This is a genomic window from Rhizobium sp. SU303 (assembly GCF_021052345.1).
In the GTDB taxonomy this organism is placed as follows: Bacteria; Pseudomonadota; Alphaproteobacteria; order Rhizobiales; family Rhizobiaceae; genus Rhizobium; species Rhizobium laguerreae.
On the sequence record NZ_CP088095.1, the window covers coordinates 1200113 to 1221388 of the forward strand.

The window sequence follows — 21276 nt, forward strand, 5'->3', positions numbered from 1 at the left end:
TCTCCCCGCGGGCGGGGAGAGGGTTAGGGTGAGGGGCTGCCCCCAATGCCAACGATCAGTCTTGCTTCCCGGCAAACTTATCCGTCGCCCGGATCAGCTGATCGAGAATCCCCGGCTCCGAATAGGCATGGCCCGCGCCCTCGATCAGGTGGAACTCTGCCTTCGGCCAGGCCTTGTGCAGCAGCCAGGCATATTTGGCCGGGCAGGGCATGTCGTAGCGTCCATGTACGATGACGCCCGGAATATCCCTGAGCCTGCCGGCATCGCGGATCAACTGTCCCTCGTCCATCCAGCCGGCATGGACGAAGAAATGGTTCTCGATGCGCGCAAATGCATAGGCGAATTCCGGCTCCTCGAACTTGCCGCTCGTCGAAGGTTCCGGCAGCAGTGTGATCGTTTCGCCTTCCCAGATGCTCCAGGCCTGCGCGGCCTTAAGGCGCACGTTCCTGTCCTCATGCGTCAGGCGACGATGATAGGCATGCATCATCTCATGCCGCTCTTCCGGCGGAATCGGCGCGATGAACCGCTCCCACTTGTCGGGGAACATTTCCGAGACGCCGAATTGGTAGTACCAGTCGAGCTCGGCCTTGGTCAGCGTGTAGATGCCGCGCAGGATGAGCTCGGAGACGTGCTCCGGATGCGTCTCGGCATAGGCGAGCGCCAGCGTCGAACCCCAGGAACCGCCGAACACCTGCCAGCTGTCGACGCCGGCCATCTCGCGCAGCCGCTCGATATCGGCGACGAGGTGCCAGGTCGTGTTGGCATGGAGTTCCGCATGCGGCGTCGACCTGCCGCAACCGCGCTGGTCGAACAGCATGACGTCGTAGAGAGTGGGATCGAAAAGCCGGCGATGGGCGGGTGAGATGCCGCCGCCCGGACCGCCATGCAGGAAGACGGCAGGCTTGGCGCCGGGCGTGCCCGAGCGCTCCCAATAGATCACATGGCCGTCGCCGACATCGAGATGGCCGGAAGCATAGGGTTCGATTTCGGGATAGAGCGTGCGCAGTATCTCGGTCATATCTTCACGCCTTTTGCGGGCCAGACTTCCGTGTCGTGGTCGGGATGCTGGAAGGAGATGATCGCCTCCTGTCGTGCGTAGAAATCCTGATCCTTCAGCACCGGCGCCTCGAAAATCGTCTCCACCCAGGGCAGGCGTGCCTCGTAGTTGACCTGGATCAGCGGTGCGAGGTCGCTGCGGTCGTCGAAGGTGCCGATCGCAAGCTCCAGCCCGCCCGGATGGCGATAGGCCATCGGTGTGCCGCAATTGCTGCAGAAGCCGCGTTCGATATTGACCGAGGACTGGAAGTAGCTCGGCTCGCCGCGCGTCCATTCCATCCCTTCCTCAGGCGCGGTGACCAGCGCGGAGAAGAAGCCGCCGAACTGTTTCTGGCACATGCGGCAATGGCAGATCGAGGGCCGCCCCAGCCTGCCTGATATGCGGAAGCGCACCGCGCCGCACTGGCATCCGCCTGTTTTTATCGTGTCCGTCATGAGGTTTCTCCGAGGGGCCAATTTTGCGTGTCGTGGTCGGGGTGCTGATGGTTGCTTGCCGCGATCGTGTTTTCGCGGTCGGGCGTTTCAGGCTGTGGTTCCAGCGGCAGACCGTCGAGCGCATGAAACCAGGACATCTTGCGGCCGGTATTCGATTGCATCACCGGCTTGACCGTATCGGGCTCGTCGAGCGAGCCGAGCGTGATGTTGATGAAGTCCGCCTCGGGAATATCGTAGAACAGCGGCGTGCCGCAATCGCCGCAGAAACCGCGCCGCACCAGATCCGAGGACTGAAACCATTTCGGGGCGCCGCGCGTCAGCTCAAAATCCTTACGCATGGCCGCTGCAAGCGGCAGAAAATAATTGCCGGCGGCTTTCTGGCACATGCGGCAGTGGCAGATGTGTGGGTAGCCGAGCTCGCCGCTGGCCCGATAACGGACCGCCCCGCACTGGCATCCGCCCGTCTGCTTCGCCACGCCGGTCAAGTGCGATCCTCCGGCGGCCAGACCGGCGTATCGTGGTCGGGATGCTGATAGGAAACGAGTTCGTTGAGGAAGGAGCCTGCAGCCAGATCCGCCTCGGTTCGCTCTCCGGGCAATTCGTGCAGATGATCGACGAAGCCGATCTTGCCTTCCACGCCCCATTGAATGGTGGGAGGAAGGGATGACGGATCGTCGAATGCGCCTGCAGCTACCGCCACTCCATCCGGCGCCTCATAGGTGAGCGGCGTGCCGCAATCGCCGCAGAAGCCGCGCTCGACGAAATTGGAAGAGCGGAATCTTTTCCGCTCTCCGCGTGTCCATTCGAAATCGGCGCCGCGCACCGAGACCAGCGGCGCATAATAGGCCCCGAACGCCTTCTGGCACATGCGGCAATGACAGATCGACGAATCTTTGATGTCGCCGCTGACGCGGAAACGGATCGCTCCGCATTGGCAGCCGCCGGTATAGGTCGTCATCTCTTGACCTCCCACGTCGTCACGCGCTCGCCGGTCACCGCATCCTTGCCGTCCTTCAACTGGATGCCCTTTGCAGCCAGTTCGTCGCGGATCTTGTCGGCCTCGGTGAAGTTCTTCGCCTTCAGCATTTCGAGACGCATCGCAACCAGCGCATCGACTGCCGATGCGACGGCTTCGTCGATTTCCATCTTTTTCGGCAACAGGCCCAGAAGGTCGGCCGTTGCGGCAAAGACGGCACGGGCTGTGGGATCCGCATGGGCAGCCTGGGCCAGCGCATGCAATGCCTGCACCGCCGCGACCGTATTGAGGTCGTCGGAAAGCGCGTTCAGCACGGTTTCATCGGGCGCCGCATCGCCGGCTTCTGCCGCCGGCCATTTGGCGAGCAGCCGTTCGGCTTCTTCCAGCCGCTTGATCGAAAAATCGATCGGCTCGCGGTAATGCGTCATCAGCATGGCAAGGCGTAGCACCTGGCCCGGCCAGCTGCGGCCGCCGAAGATGTCTGTGTGCAGCAACTCGTGGATGGTGACGAAATTGCCTTCGGATTTCGACATCTTGCGGCCTTCGACCTGCAGGAAGCCGTTATGCATCCAGACGTTCGCCATCACCTCGGTGCCGTGGGCGCAGCGCGACTGGGCGATCTCGTTTTCATGATGCGGGAAGATCAGGTCCAGCCCGCCGCCATGAATGTCGAAGACGTCGCCGAGATAACGCTTGCTCATCGCCGAGCATTCGATGTGCCAACCGGGCCGGCCGCGGCCCCACGGGCTCTCCCAGCCGGGCTCGTTGTGGCTCGACAGCTTCCAGAGCACGAAATCACCCGGGTTCTTCTTGTGCGCGTCGACGGCGATGCGGGCGCCGGCCTGCTGCTCGTCGAGCGGGCGCTTCGAAAGTTGACCGTAATCCGCCATGGATTTGGTGTCGAACAGCACTTCCCCTGATGCGACATAGGCGTGACCGTTGCCGATCAGCTTCTCGATGATCTCGGTCATCTCAACGATATTGTCGGTGGCGCGCGGCTCGAAGCTCGGCTCCAGGCAGCCGAGTTCGGCGACATCCGCGTGATATTGCGTCTCGGTCTTTTCAGTGACCGCGCGGATCGCTTCATTGAGCGGCAAGCCCGGATGGTCGCGAAGCGCCCGCGCATTGATCTTGTCGTCGACGTCGGTAATGTTGCGGGCATAAGTGACGTGATCTTCGCCATAGGCATGGCGCAGCAGCCGGAACAGCATGTCGAAGACAATGGCTGGCCGGGCATTGCCGATATGAGCGAAGTCATAGACGGTCGGGCCGCAGACATACATGCGGACATTGTTGGGATCGATCGGCGAAAAGACCGATTTTTCCCGCGTCAGCGTGTTGTATAGCTTCAGTTCCGGCGTCGCGTCCATTTCACTCTCCCAAAGGCACGATCAGAAAAATATCGCGACCGGCGGACCGGGGCGTTTCGCATCTTGACTATTTGGGAGACGAAAACGGCCGGGCCAGCGCTCGCGCTAGCGAATAATCTTCCGGCAGATAATGCAAATAACCGTTTTCATGGCGGGTTTTATGGCCCGGTTCGCGCTTCCGGTCAAGGGGCGAAGAGCGATCCATCGGCAACAGGATACATCTATCCGGTGAATCGATGGCAGCAACCAACGTCTTTGAAACCCATTAGCGCGCTCTTGAAATTCGTCCGCCATTTTCGGCTCACAAATCTCGCATAGCCAGTTGAGAAGCTGTTGAAAATAGGAGGAAGGGATGCGGAGACTTGCCCGATCGACGATCGGAGCGACTGCAGTTCTGGTGGTCGCATTCGCTGCATATTTCGCATACGATTTCGGCATGCTTCGCTTCAACAATCCCTCTCTCAGCAACTATCCAATCCAAGGCATCGATGTCAGCCATCACCAGGGCGATATCGATTGGAAGGCCGTTGCCGCGCAGCCGAATGTCCGTTTCGCCTTCATGAAGGCGACCGAAGGCGGAGACCATCGGGATTCCAAGTTCGCCGACAACTGGCAGCGCGCCGGAGATGCTGGAGTGGTCAGGGGCGCTTATCATTTCTTCACCTTCTGCCGTCCGGGCAAGGATCAGGCGCAGAATGTCCTGGCGACCGTGCCGAAGGAGCAGGGAACTCTGCCGATCGCCGTCGATCTGGAGTTTGTCGGCAATTGCAACAAAATCCCGACGCTCGAGGAAATGGCTGCCGAGGTGAACGCCTTCTTCACAGAGCTGAAGGGCACCTTTCCGGAGAAGCCTGTTTTCTACGTCACGCAGGAGTTCTTCGATCAATATCTGAAAGGCAATGAATCGCGCTTTCCCGACCACTATCTATGGCTGCGCAGCGTGTTCAGGGAACCGAGGCAGGAAGAGTGCAGTCATTGGTCAATCTGGCAATTTGCCGACAACGGCACCTTGGACGGCATCCAGGGACCGGTTGACCTCAATGCGCTATGCCCGTCGGCAACGGGCCTGGCGCATCTGTTCCCCGCCGTTGCAGCGAACTGAAATGTCCGGCCTATCTGAAATGTCCGGCTTATTCCGGCAGGCGATAATCGACAAGCTTGTTCTCCCGGACGATGAACAACTTGCCCGTCTCCGTCACACCAGGCCCGAGCAACGGCAGGATCGCCTTTGCGACCTCGGAGGGATGCGGCAGCGTCTGGGGATCTTCGCCGGGCACCGCCTGCGCCCGCATCGCCGTGCGTGTCGCCCCCGGATCGACGCTGGTGACCCGCAGCGGTGTGCTTTGACTTTCGCCGGCCCATGTGCGTGCCAGCGCTTCGACCGCAGCCTTGGAAGCGGAATAGGCGCCCCAGAAGGGGCGGCACTTGTGAGCGGCACCCGAAGACAGGATCACCGCACGGCCGGCATCGGAGCGGGCGAGCAGCGGGTCGACCGAGCGGATCAGCCGCCATGTTGCGGTGACGTTGATGGTCATCACCTTCTCGAACACCTTCGCTTCGATATGGCCGATTGGCGAAATGACGCCGAGCACGCCGGCATTGGCGACGAGGATGTCGAGCTTGCCCCAGCGCTCGAAGATTGAGCCGCCGAGCGCATCGATCGCATTCATGTCGGCAAGGTCGAAGGGCACGAGCGTCGCCGTGCCGCCGACAGCCTTGATCGCATCGTCGAGGTCCTCAAGCCCGCCGACCGTGCGTGCGCAGGCAATCACATGGGCGCCGGCTTTGGCAAGTTCCAGCGCCGTGAAATAGCCGATGCCGCGCGACGCACCGGTGACGAGTGCGATCTTGCCCTCAAGATTGATATTCATGACGTTGTGTTCCCTCACGAAGGGAGAGGGGTGCGATGCACCCCTCGGAATGGACAATGGAAAAACCGGCGCGCCGTGTCAGCCGTTGCTGGCAAGCATGGAAATCTTGTTGCCCATGGACTCGCCGTTCTTGTCGAGCAGGCGGGTCGGATAGTCGCCGGTGAAATAATGGTCGGTGAACTGCGGCCGGACCGGATTGCGATCCTCACCGCCAACGGCGCGATAGAGGCCGTCGATCGACAGGAAGGCGAGCGAATCCGCGCCGATATATTTGGCCATGGCTTCGACATCGGCATATTGGTTTGCCAGCAGCTTGTCTGCGTCAGGCGTGTCGATGCCGTAGAAATCCGGGAAGAAGATCATCGGGCTTGCGACGCGGACATGGACTTCGCGCGCCCCGGCTTCACGGATCATCTGGACGATCTTGAGAGACGTCGTGCCACGCACGATGGAATCATCGACCAGCACCACGCGCTTGCCTTCGATCATTGCCCGGTTGGCCGAATGCTTCAGCTTCACACCGAAGGCGCGGATCTGCTGCGTCGGCTCGATGAAGGTGCGCCCGACATAGTGGTTACGAATGATGCCGTATTCGAAGGGGATGCCGCTCTGCTGCGCATAGCCGAGCGCCGCCGGCGTGCCGCCATCCGGCACCGGCACGATCACGTCGCCATCGACGGGCGATTCCTTCGCAAGGTTCATGCCCATGCTCTTGCGCGTCGTGTAGACGTTGCGGCCACCGACGACCGAGTCCGGGCGAGCGAAATAGACATATTCGAACAGGCAGAGGCGTTCCGGCTGCGGCTTGCTGGGCTTGCGCGCATCGATGCTGATCGAACCGTCGGGCTGGATTTCACAGATGATAACCTCGCCGTTCTCAACGTCACGGATGAACTTGGCGCCGATGATGTCGAGCGCGCAGGTCTCCGAGCAGAAGATCGGCTTGCCGTCGAATTCTCCCATGACGAGTGGGCGGATGCCGGTCGGGTCGCGCGCGGCAATCAGCTTGGTGCGCGTCATGGCCAGCATCGAGTAGCCGCCTTCCATCTGACGAATGGCATCGATGAAGCGGTCGGACGTGGAAGCGTGGCGGGAACGGGCGATGAGGTGGAGGACGACTTCGGTATCGGAGGTCGACTGACAGATGGCGCCGGTCGCGATGATCTGGCGGCGCAGCGTCAGGCCGTTGGTGAAATTGCCGTTATGGGCAATGGCGATGCCGCCTTCTTCCAGTTCGGCAAAGAGCGGCTGCACGTTGCGCATGGCTACTTCGCCGGTTGTCGAGTAGCGGGTATGACCGATCGTAATGCTGCCGGGCAGGCGGGCCAGCGTCATCGGATTGGTATAATGGTCGCCGACAAGGCCCATGTGGCGCTCTTGATAAAAGCGCTTGCCGTCGAAGGAGACGATGCCGGCCGCTTCCTGTCCACGGTGCTGCAGAGCATGCAGGCCAAGAGCGGTGAGCGCGGCGGCATCGGGATGTCCCAGAATTCCGAAAACCCCGCATTCTTCATGCAGTGTATCTCCGTCGAGCGGATCGTCGGTCGGGAAGGAATGGGACTGGTTCATTTCTGCGGGCCTCTGCTCTCACAAGAATGGATCGGCATTTCCAGAAATAGCTGAGCCCGGCGGAGCTGGAATGCTCGGCCGGACCCTCATTTCACGTCCCGCTCAAATGGCGATTGCCGGAAGGCGGGTCAAGCTCTTGAACACTGTGTCAATTCGCCGGCTGCTGCGCGCCGTCTGCAGGCGCGGTCGGTGCGTCTTCCGCCGGAGCTTGGTCGCCCGTCGGCGGAGTGGTACCTTCGGCGCCCTGTGCCGGCGGCTGCAGCTTATCACGGATGCTTTCCGGTATCATCTGGGCAAATTGCTCCGGCAGAACCGATTTCAGCTTCACGACCATCGAATCCAGGAAGGGCTTCGACTTCGCTTCGTTGACCCAGGTCGGACGGTGGTCGGCATCGACGAGCCAGTTCCAGAAGGCGACGGCAACGACCAGGAGCAGCACGCCGCGCGCTGCCCCGAACAGGAAGCCGAGCGTGCGGTCGAGTGCGCCGACACGGCTGTCGATGATGAAATCCGCGATCTTCATCGTGATGAAGGAGATGACGATGAGCGCGATCAGGAAGACGACCGCTGCCGAACCGACGATCGCGATACGATCGTCATCGGTATATTTCTTCGCATAGGGCAGCAGGTACGGATAGAGATAATAGGCAGCGGCGGCCGAACCGCCCCAGCTCGCGATCGAAAGAATCTCGCGCGAAAAGCCGCGGACCATCGCCAGCACGGCGGAGAAGAGCACGACGCCGATGACAATACCGTCGAAAATCGTAATGGGCATGTAAATTCAACTCCAGGACTGCCGCTTGGCGGCCGTGTCGTGCCTTATCGTGTGCTCCTATATCATCACCACTCTTGGCAATGAAAGGATCAAACGTCGTCTTCCACACGCAGCGCTCCCTTCGATCCGGCGATGCGCGCGACCAGATCCGGCAGGCTTGCGACTTCGCTCCAGCGCCCGCCGGAGCCCTTCGGCAATTCGGCGGAGGCAGATGGAAGCAGCGCTGCGGAAAAACCCAGCTTCTCGGCTTCCTTGAGACGCTGGGCGGTGTGCGCAACCGGCCGGATGGCACCCGACAGGCTGACTTCGCCGAAATAGACGCAATCGGCAGGAAGGGCAATACCGGCAAGCGAGGAAACGAGCGCCGAGGCGACGGCAAGATCGGCCGCCGGTTCGGAGATGCGGTAACCGCCGGCGACGTTGAGATAGACGTCGTGCTGGCCGAGCCTGACGCCGCAATGGGCTTCCAGCACCGCCAGGATCATCGACAGCCGTGCCGAATCCCAGCCGACCACGGCGCGGCGCGGCGTGCCGAGTGAGGTTGGGGCCACCAGCGCCTGCACCTCGACGAGAATGGGGCGGGTGCCTTCCATGCCGGCAAAGACGGCAGCACCCGGCGATTTTTCGTTGCGCTCACCAAGGAACAACTCGGAAGGATTGGCGACTTCCCGCAAGCCTCTGTCGGACATTTCGAAGACGCCGATCTCGTCGGTCGGGCCGAAGCGGTTCTTGACCGTGCGCAGGATGCGGTAGTGATGGCCGCGGTCGCCTTCGAAATAGAGCACGGCGTCGACCATGTGCTCGACGACGCGTGGCCCGGCGATCTGCCCGTCCTTGGTCACATGCCCGACGAGCACCATGGCGGCCCCTGTCTGCTTGGCGAAACGGATCATTGCCTGCACGCCGGTGCGCACCTGCGTCACCGTTCCCGGCGCGGACTCGGCAAGTTCGCTCCACAGCGTCTGGATGGAATCGATGATGACGAGGTCCGGCCGCTTGCCCTCTGCGAGCGTCGCCAGAATATCCTCGACATTGGTTTCGGCTGCCAGCATCACATCGGTATCGGCCGCCGCAAGGCGTTGCGCCCGCAGCCGCACCTGCGCCACGGCTTCTTCGCCGGAGACGTAGATGATCTTGTGGCCGCGCCGCGCAAGGGCGGCGGCGGCCTGCATCAGCAGCGTCGATTTGCCGATGCCGGGATCGCCGCCGATCAGCACCGCCGAACCGCGCACGAAACCGCCGCCGAGCGCCCGGTCGAGCTCCGACATGGCGGTATGGATGCGTGGCGCCTCCTCGATCTCGCCGGAGAGCGCCGTCAGCGCCACCGGTCGGCCCTTCTTCGGTGTCTTACCGGGACCGGAGCCGATCCCGCCCATCGGGTCTTCCTCGACGATGGTGTTCCACTCGCCGCAGTTCTCGCATTTGCCAGCCCAGCGGTTATGAACCGTGCCGCAACTCTGGCAGATGAATTGTGTCCTGGCCTTCGCCATCCATTACTCTTTCAGTCCGGGTTCCCGAGCGAAGCGACGCGCCGCTTCACCGAATCATTATCGTGCTTGAGATAATGGCTATCGCGACGGATCAAAACTAATGATTTCCCCATCAGCGCACCCATGCCTATCCTTTGCTCCTCATTCGGAACGGTGGAAAATGTTCGATTATTCGTTTGCGCACTGGCTTGCATTTCTGTCGGCAGCGGTTTTGCTGAACCTTTCGCCTGGACCCGATATCGCCTTCATCCTCGGTCACACGATGAGAAGCGGAAAACGTGCCGGTTTTTCCGCGCTGTTCGGCGTCTGGTCCGGCGCCTGCCTGCACGTGCTGATGGCTGCACTCGGTCTCTCGGCCATACTTGCCGCTTCCGCCGTCGCCTTCTCCACGGTCAAATGGATCGGCGCCGCCTATCTCGTCTGGCTCGGCATCCAGGCTTTGCGCTCCCGTGGCGGCGATGGCCTGATAAAGGCTGCTGGTGAAAAATTGCCGGTTGCAAGAATCTATCGGCAGGGAATTCTGGTGTCGCTGCTCAATCCGAAAGTGGCGATATTCTTCCTGGCCTTCCTGCCGCAATTCGTCGTCGAAGGGGCAGGACCGGCATGGGCGCAGCTCATGCTGCATGGCGGGCTCATCATCGTCGTCGCAGCCTTCATCGAACCGCCGCTCGTCCTTCTCGGCGGGCGCCTTGCGGATGCAATCAGGCATAATCAAAAAATCGGCCTCTGGCTCGATCGCGGCCTCGGTGCACTTTTCGTGGCGCTCGGTGTCCGTCTCGCCCTCAGCAGCCGCTGAATAGGAAGGCTATTCCTCGGCCACGTAGCGCCGCTCGTGGCGCAGCCCCATGCCGGTCAGGATCTCGTATCCGATCGTGCCGGATGCCCGCGCCACATCGTCCACCGGCATGTTCTTTCCGAACAGTTCGACATAATCCCCGGTGCGCACGGCGTTGTCAGGCAGGTCGGTGATATCGAAGATCGTCAGGTCCATGGTGATCCGGCCGGCAACCGGGACCTTCTGTCCGGCGATGAAGCCTTGCCCGCCTTGCGGCACCACCTGGCGCAACGGCACACCGCCGCTCGACTGACTGCGCATGTAGCCGTCGGCATAGCCGGCAGAGGCGACCGCCAACCGGCTTTCACGGCGAAGCTGCAGCGCCCGCCCATAGCTGACGGTCTCGCCGGCTTCGACGCTGCGCACCTGAATGATGCGCGCTTCCGCCGTCGCGACCGGCCGCATCGGGTTTACCATGCCGCTGACCGCTTCGCCGCCATAGAGCGCGATGCCGGGGCGGGTCAGGTCGAAGTGATAATCCTCGCCGAGAAAGATGCCGGCCGAGGCCGCAAGACTTGAATCGATGCCTTCATAGGCGGCGCTAACCCTGTGGAATGATTCGAGCTGCTGCCGGTTCATCGCATGGGTGGGATCGTCGGCGCAGGCGAGGTGGCTCATGACAAGCACGGGCGCGAAGCTCGCCGGCCGCGAGACGTCGTCGGCGAGCGCGATCGCATCGTCGATATGCAGTCCGAGCCGATTGAAGCCGGTATCGACATGCAGCGCGCAGGGGTAGTCGCCGTAATCGGCAAGCACCGCCATCCAGAAGGCGAGCTGTTCGTCGGAGGAAATCACCGGCACCAGATCGTTTTCGAAGAAGCGCCGCTCGGTGCCCGGCCAGATGCCTGAAAGCACGAAGATGCGCGCCTCGGGCGCATAGAGGCGAAGTGTTACGCCCTCGTCGACGGTCGCGACGAAGAAGTCGCGCGCGCCGGCCATATACAGCGCTTCGCCGGCATCCTCGATGCCCATGCCGTAAGCATCCGCTTTGACGACTGCCGAAGCGCGCGCCGCACCGGAGCGGCGCGCCATGTCGCGCCAGTTCTCCGTCAGGGCGGTCAGGTCGACGGTCAGCCGCAGGCCGGCCGAGGCAAAATTGTCGTCTTCGGGGGCGTCGATAAATTCGCTCATGATTCACATCGAAAAGAGGCCGGAGAAGATTCTCCGGCCAGTTTAAAGATCAACTATGTCAAGGGAAAGCCCGGCGCTGCATTGCAGCATCCGCACGATCAGTGCTCTTCATATTGAGTGAAGGAGGGATCGGCGAGATCGGCAAAACGCGTGAATTCCGCCTGGAAGGCGAGCTTCACCGTGCCCGTCGGCCCGTGGCGCTGCTTGGCGATGATGACGTCGGCTGTGCCCTTCACCTTGTCGAACAGCGCTTCCCATTCCGGATATTTCGGATCGTGGATGTCGCGCGGCTCCGAATTCTTGACGTAATATTCCTCGCGGAACACGAAGAGCACGACGTCGGCGTCCTGCTCGATCGAGCCGGATTCGCGAAGGTCGGACAGCTGCGGCCGTTTGTCGTCGCGGCTTTCGACCTGACGCGAGAGCTGCGACAGCGCGATGATCGGAACGTTGAGCTCCTTGCCGAGCGCCTTCAGGCCGGTGGTGATCTGGGTGATTTCCTGCACGCGGTTGTCGCTGGATTTGCCCGAGCCGGTCATCAGCTGAATGTAGTCGACCACAAGCACGTCGAGGCCGCGCTGGCGCTTCAGACGGCGCGCACGGGCCGAAAGCTGGGCAATCGAGATACCACCGGTCTGGTCGATATAAAGCGGCACCTTCTGCATCATCATCGAGCAGGCGACGAGCTTTTCGAAATCGGCATCGTTGATGTCGCCGCGGCGGATCTTCGAGGAGGAGACTTCGGTCTGCTCGGAGATGATACGGGTGGCGAGCTGTTCGGACGACATTTCGAGCGAGTAGAAGCCGACGACGCCGCCGTTCTTCGCCTTCATGCTGCCGTCCGACTGGACTTCGCCTTCGTAGGCGGCGGCGATATTGTAGGCGATGTTGGTGGCAAGCGAGGTCTTGCCCATGCCGGGGCGTCCGGCAAGCACGATCAAGTCCGACCGCTGCAGGCCGCCCATCTTGGAATCCAGCGAATGGATGCCGGTGGAAATGCCGGAAAGCCCGCCGTCGCGTTCCTTGGCCACGGCCGCCATGTCGATCGCCAGCGCAACCGCATCGTTGAAGGCCTGGAAGCCGCCGTCGTAGCGGCCGTTTTCCGCCAGTTCGAAGAGGCGGCGTTCGGTATCCTCGATCTGTGACTGCGGCGGCATGTCGAGCGGCGCGTCATAGGCGATGTTGACGACGTCCTCGCCGATGGTGATCAGCGCCCGGCGCAGCGCCAGGTCGTAGATCGCCCGGCCGTAATCCTCGGCATTGATGACGGTGACGGCATTGCTGACCAGGCTCGCCAGATATTGCGAAACCGTCATGTCGCCGACCTTCTCGTCGGCCTTCAGGAAGGTCTTGATCGTCACCGGATTGGCGATCTTGCCCATGCGGATGATATCGCCGGCAACCTCGAAGATCTTCCGGTGCAGCGGTTCATAGAGATGGATCGGCTTCAGGAAGTCCGACACCCGGTAATAGGCGTCGTTGTTCATCAGGATCGCACCCAGAAGCGCCTGCTCGGCTTCGATATTGTTGGGTGCTTCGCGATAATGCTGCTCCGACGGAGCAACAGCTGCAATCTTTCGAGCGGCGTCGTTCATCATCATCCGTTCTGTCTTTTTCCAGCTCCGGATTTGCAATTCCGGACGCGAAAATCAAGAGGCTACGAAAGGAGCGGGGGCTCGCTTCGCCTAAATCCTGAACGCTGTGCACGTTGTTCGACTTCTCCACAGTCTTGGGCGGCACAAAGGAGAAATACTGGCAGTGTCACCCGCACGACACGGTATGGCGCCGACTCAGCCCATCCGTTTCGGAGAATGTCATTTTAGCGCGATGCGATAAGGCACGCAGCAAAAACATCCGGAAGATCCCCTTTAAAAAAGTGAACCGATCGGCAGCTCACATCGAAGGGGTGGAAACGAAAAAGCCCGGCGCGGTGGCCGGGCTTCCCTCTCGCGGATCGCTCCGACGAAATTATGCTTCGTCTTCGTCGACGCCATCAGCTTCCGGATCGAAGAAGTCTTCCGGACGCAGCGCGTCTTCGTCGACGCCGTAGATCGCGTCGACCGAGGTGAGTTCTTCGCCCTTGGACTGGCGCTCTGCCTCTTCGGCAGAACGGGCAACGTTCAGCTCGACGTGAATTTCGACTTCGGCATGCAGCTGCAGCTCGACCTTGTGTAGGCCGATCGACTTGATCGGCGTGTTGAGGTGAACCTGGTTGCGGCCGATGTTGAAGCCTTCGGCGCCGAGAATATCGACGACGTCACGGGCAGCAACCGAACCGTAGAGCTGGCCGGTTTCGCCGGCGGAGCGCACGACGATGAAGGACTTGCCGTCGAGAACGTCGGCGACCGTCTGGGCTTCCGACTTGCGCTCCAGGTTGCGGGCTTCGAGCGTTGCGCGCTCGGCTTCGAAGCGGGTCTTGTTGGCGGCGTTGGCGCGCAGCGCCTTGCCGAGCGGCAGCAGGTAGTTGCGGGCAAAGCCGTCGCGAACCTTTACGGTTTCGCCCATCTGGCCGAGCTTGGAGATGCGTTCGAGAAGGATGACTTGCATTTTCTTTTTCCTTTCTTGTGTCTCAGATTTTCGTATCGGATTGTTTGGGGGTATCAGCATCTTTCGTCGGGGTCAGTGCGATCGCCTTGCGCGTATCGCTGAGACCGAGGACGAGGATGAGGAGAACTGGCAGCAGCATGAGCATCGAGCCCAGATAGCAGAGGATGAGGGCCGGTATGCGCCAGTCCTTGCCGCGCGTGCGGAAATGCAGCGAGGCGAAACCGGAAAGCATGAAACCGGCACCGAAGGCGCCGATCACGGTCGCGCCGACCAGTGCCGGAACGCCGCCGAAAAAGCAGGCGGCAAGTCCGGCCAGGAAGATGAAGATCGAGTTGCGGTTCATCCGCAGCGACGAGGGAATGTCCTCGCGCGGACGAAGGCCGCGGCCGGAGGCTGCAACGATGCGCACGGCAAAATAATAGGCGGCAAACAGCATGCTGACCCACATGCCGCCCTGCAAAGCCGGCAGCATCAGCAGGATCAGCGACTTGGTCTGCGCGGTCGCTGCCGGATCGGGCATGAATTCCGGCTGCTGCTGCTTGAGCGAGGTGATCAGCAGATCGACGATCGGGTCGGTAATCTCAGGCCCGTAGCCGATGATCACACCGATGACGATGACGGCGAGCGTCACCAGACCGCAGAGATGCAACAGGATATCGGAGAGCGGGTACCAGGCAAGCAGATGGTCGGGTCCGCCGAGTTCGGCGGCCGGACGCGCCAGATTGGCGAGGTGGCTGAGCCAACCGGCCGGCAGCAGCGTCACCATCGTCATGATCAGCGCGAAGGAAGGCGAGATCAAGATCGCGCCGAGTGCTGCGGCACTGACGACGGCCGAGACCGCGGCGGTATTGCCCCAGCCGAGCCCGACGATCAGGATCGGCAAAGCCGAAGCCGTGTAGAGAAGCGCGCTGAAAAACGACGGCTGCATGCTCGCGCCCAGCACCAGCAGGGCGGCGGTCAACCCGGCGAGTGCGCCGATCAGCAGCGTTTTAATGTTCGGTCGTTTCAAGGTCGCTGTCCTGCTTCATCAAGCAGTTAGAGGATGTTGCTGAATCAAATTCAGAAACGTCTCAACATGGGTTTTAAGAGTTCCGATCCGCGCCCATCGCGGAAGGGAGAAGGGAAGGCACGAATGCCTTCCCTCAAGGGTGTGCGCGTCGGCCGATGATCAGGCGACGACGTAGGGCAGCAGGCCGAGGAAACGGGCGCGCTTGATCGCCTGGGCGAGTTCGCGCTGCTTCTTCTGGGAAACGGCCGTGATGCGGGACGGAACGATCTTGCCGCGCTCGGAAATGTAGCGCTGCAGCAGGCGTACGTCCTTGTAGTCGATCCGCGGCGCGTTGGCGCCGGAGAACGGGCAGGTCTTGCGGCGGCGATGGAACGGGCGGCGGACCGGAGCGGAGGAAGTTTCAGACATATCTCAGATCTCCCTTATACACGGTCTTCGCGCGGACGGCGCGGACGGTCGTCGCGGTCGCCGAAGCCACCTTCACGCGGCGGACGCGGGCCGCGGTCGCGATCGCCGAAGCCGCCTTCACGCGGGCCACGGCCGCCTTCGCGCGGACGGTCGTCACGGTCGCGCTTCTGCATCATGGCAGACGGACCTTCTTCATGCTTCTCGACGGCGATCGTCATGTAGCGAAGAACGTCTTCGCTGATGCGCATCTGACGTTCCATTTCCTGGACGGCAGCAGCCGGCGCATCGATGTCCATCAGGGCGTAGTGTGCCTTGCGGTTCTTCTTGATGCGGTAGGTGAGGGACTTGAGGCCCCAGTTCTCGATACGCCCGACCTTACCGCCATTCGCTTCGATCACACCCTTGTACTGTTCTACGAGGGCATCGACCTGCTGAGCGGAAATATCCTGCCGGGCAAGGAATACATGTTCATAAAGAGCCATGACAGCTTTGCCTTTCTTGCGTTTGGTTCAACCCGATATTCGGCGGCTAAGCCTCAACGACTGCTCCTGATTGGGCGGACCCAGGCAAGAAAGCGTTTCCGAGACGGTCGAGAGCGGAGACACGGGAGGCTGGAACGCTTCCGTTCCGAACGATTTCCGTGAGGAAACCGGCCCTCCGTTCAGCCACCAGCCAGAAGACCGGGTTAACGAACAGGGCGGCTTATACGGATTTTTTGGGCAAAGGCAAGCGCAATCGGACACCCGAACCCGATGCCGGCCAATGGTCGGCATCGGGCAGGCGCCAGACAAATAGGATCAAAGCGTCAGCGGATACTGCCGGTGCACCTTGGCGATTTCCGCCAGGATCTCGTTCGAAAGCGTAATATCTGCCGCGCCGATATCGATTTTCAACTGCTCCATCGATGTCGCGCCGATGATGACTGAGGCCATGAAGGGACGTGACAGGCAGAAGGCGAGCGCCATCGCTGCCGGGTCGACGCCGTATGTTGCGGCGATGTCCAGATAGGCTTTGGTCGCCGGCTCCTGCAGCGGCTGCAGGCGGCCGCCGATATCGTGGTTGATCGAACCGCGCGAACCTTTCGGCCTGCCGCCGTCGATATATTTGCCGGACAGGATGCCGCCGGCAAGCGGCGAATAGGCGAGCAGCCCGACATCCTCATGATGCGAAAGTTCGGCGAGATCGAGGTCGAAATGGCGGTAGAGCAGGTTGTATTCGTTCTGGACGCTGGCGACCCGGGGCAGGCTCTTCTGTTCGGCGAGCGTCAGGTATTTGTGTATGCCCCAGGTGGTTTCGTTGGAAAGGCCGATCGCGCGGATCTTGCCTTCCTTCACCAGCGCACCGAGCGTTTCCAGGATGTCGAGCATATTGGCGACGGCCTTGTCGCGATCCTGGGTGAACGGATTGTAGTTCCAGTTCTGGCGGAAATGGAAATGGCCGCGGTTCGGCCAGTGGATCTGGTAGAGGTCGACGTAATCCGTCTTCAGCCGCGTCAGGCTGGCCTCGAGCGCCAGGCGGATATTCTTTGCATCGGCACCTTCGCCGCCGCGCAGATAATCGCGGCCGCGGCCGGCGACCTTGGTGGCGAGCACGATATCGCCGCGCTTGCCGGTCTTATTGAACCAGCTGCCGATATAGTCTTCGGTCCAGCCCTGTGTCGCGGCCGAAACCGGGGTGGTCGGATAAAGTTCGGCCGTATCGAAGAAATTGACGCCCTTTTCGACGGCGTAATCCATCTGCGCATGCGCATCGGCTTCGCTGTTCTGCGAGCCCCAGGTCATGGTGCCAAGGCAAATCTCTGAAACGGAAATATCGGTGCGGCCTAGTGAATTGTACTTCATGGAAAAACCTTGGGAGAGAGGTGAAAGCCTTGGGGAGGTCCGGGCAAATCTAGGCTGGATTTGGCGGAGCGCAAGAGCAAAAGCCGGGCTTTTGCGCGCGCGCGAAAGGCTTTGCGGAGAATGAGCCGCTACTTGACTCTGCCGGAAAGAATGTCAATTGGAGGCAAAACAGCCTCAAGGGGCGCAATCAGGGGCATGAGCCAGGGACACGAGAATGACCATTGCTTTCACTTTTCCCGGTCAGGGCAGTCAGGCCGTCGGCATGGGCAAGGACCTCGCCGAGAATTTCGCGGAAGCCCGCGCCGTTTTCCAAGAAGTCGATGAGGCGCTCGGTGAAAAGCTTTCGGACGTCATGTTCAACGGTCCCGAGGATACGTTGACCTTGACTGCGAACGCCCAGCCGGCGCTGATGGCCGTCTCGATCGCCGTCGTCCGCGTATTGGAGGCCAAAGGGCTGGATCTGAAGTCCAAGGTCGCCTACGTCGCCGGCCACTCGCTCGGCGAATATTCGGCGCTTTGCGCCGCCGGCACCTTTTCGCTCGCCGACACCGCGCGGCTGTTGCGCATCCGCGGCAACGCCATGCAGGCGGCCGTTCCCGTCGGCGTCGGCGCCATGGCCGCGATCATCGGCCTCGAACATGCCGACGTCGTTGCCGTCTGTGAGGCAGCGGCCGCCGTTGGCGCCTGCCAGATCGCCAACGACAATGGCGGCGGCCAGATCGTCATCTCGGGCGAGAAGGCAGCCGTCGAAAAGGCGGCCGCCCTTGCGACCGACAAGGGCGCCAAGCGCGCCATTCTGCTGCCGGTCTCTGCTCCGTTCCATTCGACGCTGATGGCGCCTGCCGCCGACGCCATGCGCGAAGCGCTGGCAACGGTCGCCAAGTTCGACCCCGTCGTGCCTCTCATCGCCAATGTCCGTGCCGCCCCGGTGACCGGCGCCGACGAGATCGCCAGCCTGCTGGTCGAGCAGGTGACCGGTCAGGTCCGCTGGCGCGAGACGGTGGAATGGTTTGCCGGAAATGGCGTGACGACGCTTTATGAACTCGGTTCCGGCAAGGTGCTGACCGGCCTTGCCCGCCGCATCGACAAGACGATCAACGGCATCTCCGTCAACGGTCCGGCGGATATCGACGCGGCCGTCGCCGCCCTCATGGCCTGATTGGTATCTCCGGACACCGGATTTGGTGTCCCTTATATAAGGAACGTTTCCATGTTCGATCTTTCCGGCCGCAAGGCTCTCGTCACCGGCGCATCGGGCGGTATTGGCGAGGAAATCGCCCGCCTTCTCCATAAGCAGGGCGCCATCGTCGGCCTGCACGGCACCCGCGTCGAGAAGCTGGAAGCGCTGGCCGCCGATCTCGGCGAGCGCGTCAAGATCTTCCCGGCGAACCTCTCCGACCGCGATGAGGTCAAGGCGCTCGGCCAGAAGGCCGAGGCCGACCTCGAAGGCGTCGACATCCTCGTCAACAATGCCGGCATCACCCGCGACGGGCTGTTCGTGCGCATGAGCGACGAGGACTGGGACAGCGTTCTCGAAGTGAACCTGACGGCGACCTTCCGCCTGACGCGCGAATTGACGCATCCGATGATGCGCCGCCGCTATGGCCGCATCATCAACATCACCTCCATCGTCGGCGTCACCGGCAATCCGGGCCAGGCCAATTACTGCGCCTCCAAGGCCGGTATGATCGGCTTCACCAAGTCCCTGGCGCAGGAGATTGCCACCCGCAACGTGACGGTCAACTGCGTCGCACCGGGCTTCATCGAGAGCGCCATGACCGGCAAGCTGAACGACAAGCAGAAGGAAGCGATCATGGGAGCGATCCCGATGAAGCGCATGGGCACGGGCGGCGAGGTGGCTTCGGCGGTCGCTTACCTTGCGTCCTCCGAGGCTGCTTATATGACGGGCCAGACGCTGCACGTAAACGGCGGCATGGCGATGATCTGAAACGACAAACTGTTGGCGTGTGAATAATTCCGCCAATAGCATGTTGAGCAATCACGAACCGTTGATTTTCTGGCTTTGCGGCAGACATAAAGCATGTTAAGCGGGCCATGACTGTGAACAGTCGTCCCGAGAAAGCAGACGGACCGGCGGGCTTTTTGCAAGCCTGGGACATCTCTGAAGCCGGGTAAACGAGTTTGCCGAGGATGTCTGAAAACATCGCAGGCTGAAACAGGGTAGGGGTGCCGCGATGGCATTCCGATCAGGACATAAGGTCGAGGAAACCGACATGAGCGATATCGCAGAACGCGTAAAGAAAATTGTTATTGATCATCTTGGCGTCGACGCCGACAAGGTCGTCGAGAGCGCCAGCTTTATCGACGATCTGGGCGCTGACTCGCTCGACACGGTCGAACTTGTCATGGCTTTCGAAGAAGAATTCGGCGTTGAAATTCCTGACGACGCTGCCGACTCGATCCTGACGGTCGGCGATGCAGTGAAGTTTATTGAGAAGGCCCAGGCCTGATCCTGTGAATTTGAGAAAGGGCGGGCCTGGAGTCCGCCCTTTTCTTTTCGGCATATTTCTCCATAGAACATAAGAGACGGGGGAAAGCACGCGATGAGACGTGTCGTCATCACCGGTACCGGCATGGTATCACCCTTGGGATGCGGAACCGAGGTGACGTGGTCCCGGCTGCTTGCCGGTCAGAACGGCGCCCGCCTCGTCACCGAATTCGAGGTCGATGACCTTCCCGCCAAGATCGCCTGCCGTATTCCTATCGGTGACGGCACCGACGGCACCTTCAATGTCGATCAGTGGATGGAGCCGAAGGAGCAGCGCAAGGTCGATCCCTTCATCATCTACGGCATGGCCGCCGCCGACATGGCGCTTGCCGATGCCGGCTGGCATCCTGAAACCGATGAGGACCAGATCGCCACCGGCGTGCTGATCGGCTCCGGCATCGGCGGCATCGAAGGCATCGTCGAGGCGGGTTACACCCTGCGCGACAAGGGCCCGCGCCGCATCTCCCCCTTCTTCATTCCCGGCCGCCTGATCAACCTCGTCTCCGGCCAAGTCTCAATCCGCCACAAGCTGCGCGGACCCAATCATTCGGTCGTCACCGCCTGCTCGACGGGCGCACATGCGATCGGCGATGCCGCGCGGCTGATCGCGCTTGGTGATGCCGACGTCATGGTCGCCGGCGGCACGGAATCCCCCGTCAGCCGCATTTCGCTTGCAGGCTTTGCCGCCTGCAAGGCGCTGTCGACCCAGCACAACGACGATCCGCAGAAGGCGTCGCGTCCCTATGATCGCGACCGCGACGGCTTCGTCATGGGCGAAGGTGCCGGCATCGTCGTGCTCGAGGAGCTGGAACACGCCAAGGCGCGCGGCGCCAGGATCTACGCCGAAATCGTCGGCTACGGCCTGTCGGGCGACGCTTATCACATCACCGCGCCCTCCGAAGACGGCGAGGGCGCCGGCCGCTGCATGGCGATGGCGCTGAAACGCGCCGGGCTGACGCCGGCCGATATCGACTACATCAATGCCCACGGTACCTCGACCATGGCTGATACGATCGAACTCGGCGCCGTCGAGCGGCTGGTCGGCAATGCGGCGTCGAAGATCTCCATGTCCTCGACCAAGTCGGCGACAGGACACCTTCTCGGTGCTGCCGGTGCCATCGAGGCGATCTTCACCACGCTCGCCATTCGCGACAATATCGCGCCGCCGACGCTCAATCTCGACAATCCCGAACGGGAGACGGCGATCGATCTTGTTCCGCACAAGGCGCGTGAGCGAGACATCAATGTGGCGCTGTCCAACTCATTCGGATTCGGCGGCACGAACGCGTCGCTCGTACTGCGCCGTTACGCGCAGTAAGAGTGCTGCAAGCGGTGTAATGGGTCTCCCATACACCGCAACCGGCCGTCCTCTCCGTTGCGTAGGAGGGCGTGCGAAAGCATAACGACCGGCAGCGGCGTCGTTGAACGGCGGCAGAACCTGCTTTTGCCGCATT

22 protein-coding genes are annotated in these 21276 nt (G+C 61.6%); 6 read left to right on the forward strand and 16 right to left on the reverse strand.

All coding sequences use genetic code 11. The features are described from left to right. Nucleotides 1-55: 55 nt before the first annotated feature. Genes pip through cysS form a run of 5 tightly spaced genes read right to left on the reverse strand, consistent with a single transcriptional unit; the run spans nt 56 to nt 3837 of the window. On the reverse strand, nt 56-1018 hold the full coding sequence (gene pip / locus RlegSU303_RS06065) for a prolyl aminopeptidase (RefSeq protein ID WP_094086323.1): 963 nt from the start codon (nt 1016-1018) through the stop codon (nt 56-58). Beyond that, nucleotides 1015-1491, reverse strand: coding sequence for a GFA family protein (locus RlegSU303_RS06070; protein WP_017959789.1), 477 nt, complete (start codon nt 1489-1491; stop codon nt 1015-1017). Before RlegSU303_RS06070 ends, pip begins: the two co-directional genes overlap by 4 nt. Then, nucleotides 1488-1976 (reverse strand): GFA family protein, encoded by a 489-nt coding sequence (locus tag RlegSU303_RS06075; RefSeq protein WP_094086322.1) that lies wholly within the window; start codon nt 1974-1976, stop codon nt 1488-1490. The genes RlegSU303_RS06070 and RlegSU303_RS06075 overlap by 4 nt, the downstream gene beginning before the upstream one ends. After that, nucleotides 1973-2449, reverse strand: a complete 477-nt coding sequence (locus RlegSU303_RS06080; RefSeq protein WP_131644683.1) for a GFA family protein — start codon at nt 2447-2449, stop codon at nt 1973-1975. The genes RlegSU303_RS06075 and RlegSU303_RS06080 overlap by 4 nt, the downstream gene beginning before the upstream one ends. After that, nucleotides 2446-3837, reverse strand: coding sequence for a cysteine--tRNA ligase (gene cysS / locus RlegSU303_RS06085; protein ID WP_065279467.1), 1392 nt, complete (start codon nt 3835-3837; stop codon nt 2446-2448). Before cysS ends, RlegSU303_RS06080 begins: the two co-directional genes overlap by 4 nt. Before the next feature lie 352 nt (nt 3838-4189). On the opposite strand from cysS, the gene RlegSU303_RS06090 reads away from it, so the two are divergent. Further along, nucleotides 4190-4939 carry a glycoside hydrolase family 25 protein gene (locus tag RlegSU303_RS06090; protein ID WP_131629214.1) on the forward strand — a complete coding sequence of 250 codons (750 nt, stop codon included), beginning with the start codon at nt 4190-4192 and terminating at the stop codon, nt 4937-4939. 28 nt (nt 4940-4967) lie between these two features. On the opposite strand, the gene RlegSU303_RS06095 is transcribed toward RlegSU303_RS06090, so the two are convergent. From RlegSU303_RS06095 to radA, 4 genes are all read right to left on the reverse strand, one after another. Then, nucleotides 4968-5708, reverse strand: coding sequence for an SDR family NAD(P)-dependent oxidoreductase (locus tag RlegSU303_RS06095; RefSeq protein WP_017959795.1), 741 nt, complete (start codon nt 5706-5708; stop codon nt 4968-4970). Between the two features lie 78 nt (nt 5709-5786). Beyond that, on the reverse strand, nt 5787-7277 hold the full coding sequence (purF, locus tag RlegSU303_RS06100) for an amidophosphoribosyltransferase (RefSeq protein WP_025393957.1): 1491 nt from the start codon (nt 7275-7277) through the stop codon (nt 5787-5789). A 148-nt stretch (nt 7278-7425) separates the two neighbouring features. Then, complete coding sequence (locus tag RlegSU303_RS06105) at nt 7426-8052, reverse strand: CvpA family protein (protein ID WP_017959796.1); 627 nt, start codon at nt 8050-8052, stop codon at nt 7426-7428. An 89-nt stretch (nt 8053-8141) separates the two neighbouring features. Further along, nucleotides 8142-9542 carry a DNA repair protein RadA gene (gene radA / locus RlegSU303_RS06110; protein WP_003547017.1) on the reverse strand — a complete coding sequence of 467 codons (1401 nt, stop codon included), beginning with the start codon at nt 9540-9542 and terminating at the stop codon, nt 8142-8144. A 160-nt stretch (nt 9543-9702) separates the two neighbouring features. Here radA and RlegSU303_RS06115 point away from each other — a divergent pair, with 160 nt between their 5' ends. Beyond that, nucleotides 9703-10338 (forward strand): LysE family translocator, encoded by a 636-nt coding sequence (locus RlegSU303_RS06115; RefSeq protein ID WP_151519030.1) that lies wholly within the window; start codon nt 9703-9705, stop codon nt 10336-10338. A gap of 9 nt (nt 10339-10347) precedes the next feature. Here RlegSU303_RS06115 and alr read toward each other — a convergent pair whose 3' ends face one another. The 7 genes from alr to RlegSU303_RS06150 form a co-directional block, all read right to left on the reverse strand. Next, nucleotides 10348-11508, reverse strand: a complete 1161-nt coding sequence (gene alr, locus RlegSU303_RS06120) for an alanine racemase (protein ID WP_094086316.1) — start codon at nt 11506-11508, stop codon at nt 10348-10350. 98 nt (nt 11509-11606) lie between these two features. After that, the gene (locus RlegSU303_RS06125) at nt 11607-13103 is read right to left on the reverse strand and encodes a replicative DNA helicase (protein ID WP_063474885.1); all 1497 of its coding nucleotides are present in this window, start codon (nt 13101-13103) and stop codon (nt 11607-11609) included. Between the two features lie 373 nt (nt 13104-13476). Beyond that, nucleotides 13477-14055, reverse strand: a complete 579-nt coding sequence (gene rplI, locus RlegSU303_RS06130) for a 50S ribosomal protein L9 (RefSeq protein WP_011651241.1) — start codon at nt 14053-14055, stop codon at nt 13477-13479. A gap of 22 nt (nt 14056-14077) precedes the next feature. Next, nucleotides 14078-15064, reverse strand: coding sequence for a DUF2232 domain-containing protein (locus RlegSU303_RS06135; RefSeq protein ID WP_094086315.1), 987 nt, complete (start codon nt 15062-15064; stop codon nt 14078-14080). A gap of 159 nt (nt 15065-15223) precedes the next feature. After that, complete coding sequence (rpsR, locus tag RlegSU303_RS06140) at nt 15224-15472, reverse strand: 30S ribosomal protein S18 (RefSeq protein ID WP_003547038.1); 249 nt, start codon at nt 15470-15472, stop codon at nt 15224-15226. Between the two features lie 14 nt (nt 15473-15486). Next, complete coding sequence (rpsF, locus tag RlegSU303_RS06145) at nt 15487-15954, reverse strand: 30S ribosomal protein S6 (RefSeq protein ID WP_003547040.1); 468 nt, start codon at nt 15952-15954, stop codon at nt 15487-15489. 315 nt (nt 15955-16269) lie between these two features. Then, entirely contained in the window at nt 16270-17313 is a 1044-nt protein-coding gene (locus RlegSU303_RS06150; protein ID WP_017959802.1) for an aldo/keto reductase, read from the reverse strand. Between the two features lie 214 nt (nt 17314-17527). On the opposite strand from RlegSU303_RS06150, the gene fabD reads away from it, so the two are divergent. The 4 genes from fabD (at nt 17528) to fabF (ending at nt 21140) form a co-directional block, all read left to right on the forward strand. Further along, the gene (gene fabD / locus RlegSU303_RS06155; protein WP_017959803.1) at nt 17528-18472 is read left to right on the forward strand and encodes an ACP S-malonyltransferase; all 945 of its coding nucleotides are present in this window, start codon (nt 17528-17530) and stop codon (nt 18470-18472) included. A gap of 51 nt (nt 18473-18523) precedes the next feature. Then, nucleotides 18524-19261 (forward strand): 3-oxoacyl-[acyl-carrier-protein] reductase, encoded by a 738-nt coding sequence (gene fabG, locus RlegSU303_RS06160; protein WP_017959804.1) that lies wholly within the window; start codon nt 18524-18526, stop codon nt 19259-19261. Nucleotides 19262-19547: 286 nt separating this feature from the next. After that, nucleotides 19548-19784 carry an acyl carrier protein gene (locus RlegSU303_RS06165; protein ID WP_003547058.1) on the forward strand — a complete coding sequence of 79 codons (237 nt, stop codon included), beginning with the start codon at nt 19548-19550 and terminating at the stop codon, nt 19782-19784. Nucleotides 19785-19877: 93 nt separating this feature from the next. Next, nucleotides 19878-21140: a beta-ketoacyl-ACP synthase II gene (gene fabF, locus RlegSU303_RS06170; RefSeq protein ID WP_062942139.1), complete on the forward strand. Its 1263-nt coding sequence runs from the start codon at nt 19878-19880 to the stop codon at nt 21138-21140. Nucleotides 21141-21276 lie beyond the last annotated feature (136 nt).

Coding starts and splice junctions, on each gene's coding strand:
- pip (WP_094086323.1), bottom strand. CDS start 1,018: ATGACCGAGATACTGCGCACGCTCTATCCCGAAATCGAACCCTATGCT.
- RlegSU303_RS06070 (WP_017959789.1), bottom strand. CDS start 1,491: ATGACGGACACGATAAAAACAGGCGGATGCCAGTGCGGCGCGGTGCGC.
- RlegSU303_RS06080 (WP_131644683.1), bottom strand. CDS start 2,449: ATGACGACCTATACCGGCGGCTGCCAATGCGGAGCGATCCGTTTCCGC.
- cysS (WP_065279467.1), bottom strand. CDS start 3,837: ATGGACGCGACGCCGGAACTGAAGCTATACAACACGCTGACGCGGGAA.
- RlegSU303_RS06090 (WP_131629214.1), top strand. CDS start 4,190: ATGCGGAGACTTGCCCGATCGACGATCGGAGCGACTGCAGTTCTGGTG.
- RlegSU303_RS06095 (WP_017959795.1), bottom strand. CDS start 5,708: ATGAATATCAATCTTGAGGGCAAGATCGCACTCGTCACCGGTGCGTCG.
- purF (WP_025393957.1), bottom strand. CDS start 7,277: ATGAACCAGTCCCATTCCTTCCCGACCGACGATCCGCTCGACGGAGAT.
- RlegSU303_RS06105 (WP_017959796.1), bottom strand. CDS start 8,052: ATGCCCATTACGATTTTCGACGGTATTGTCATCGGCGTCGTGCTCTTC.
- radA (WP_003547017.1), bottom strand. CDS start 9,542: ATGGCGAAGGCCAGGACACAATTCATCTGCCAGAGTTGCGGCACGGTT.
- RlegSU303_RS06115 (WP_151519030.1), top strand. CDS start 9,703: ATGTTCGATTATTCGTTTGCGCACTGGCTTGCATTTCTGTCGGCAGCG.
- alr (WP_094086316.1), bottom strand. CDS start 11,508: ATGAGCGAATTTATCGACGCCCCCGAAGACGACAATTTTGCCTCGGCC.
- RlegSU303_RS06125 (WP_063474885.1), bottom strand. CDS start 13,103: ATGAACGACGCCGCTCGAAAGATTGCAGCTGTTGCTCCGTCGGAGCAG.
- rplI (WP_011651241.1), bottom strand. CDS start 14,055: ATGCAAGTCATCCTTCTCGAACGCATCTCCAAGCTCGGCCAGATGGGC.
- rpsR (WP_003547038.1), bottom strand. CDS start 15,472: ATGTCTGAAACTTCCTCCGCTCCGGTCCGCCGCCCGTTCCATCGCCGC.
- rpsF (WP_003547040.1), bottom strand. CDS start 15,954: ATGGCTCTTTATGAACATGTATTCCTTGCCCGGCAGGATATTTCCGCT.
- RlegSU303_RS06150 (WP_017959802.1), bottom strand. CDS start 17,313: ATGAAGTACAATTCACTAGGCCGCACCGATATTTCCGTTTCAGAGATT.
- fabD (WP_017959803.1), top strand. CDS start 17,528: ATGACCATTGCTTTCACTTTTCCCGGTCAGGGCAGTCAGGCCGTCGGC.
- fabG (WP_017959804.1), top strand. CDS start 18,524: ATGTTCGATCTTTCCGGCCGCAAGGCTCTCGTCACCGGCGCATCGGGC.
- RlegSU303_RS06165 (WP_003547058.1), top strand. CDS start 19,548: ATGAGCGATATCGCAGAACGCGTAAAGAAAATTGTTATTGATCATCTT.
- fabF (WP_062942139.1), top strand. CDS start 19,878: ATGAGACGTGTCGTCATCACCGGTACCGGCATGGTATCACCCTTGGGA.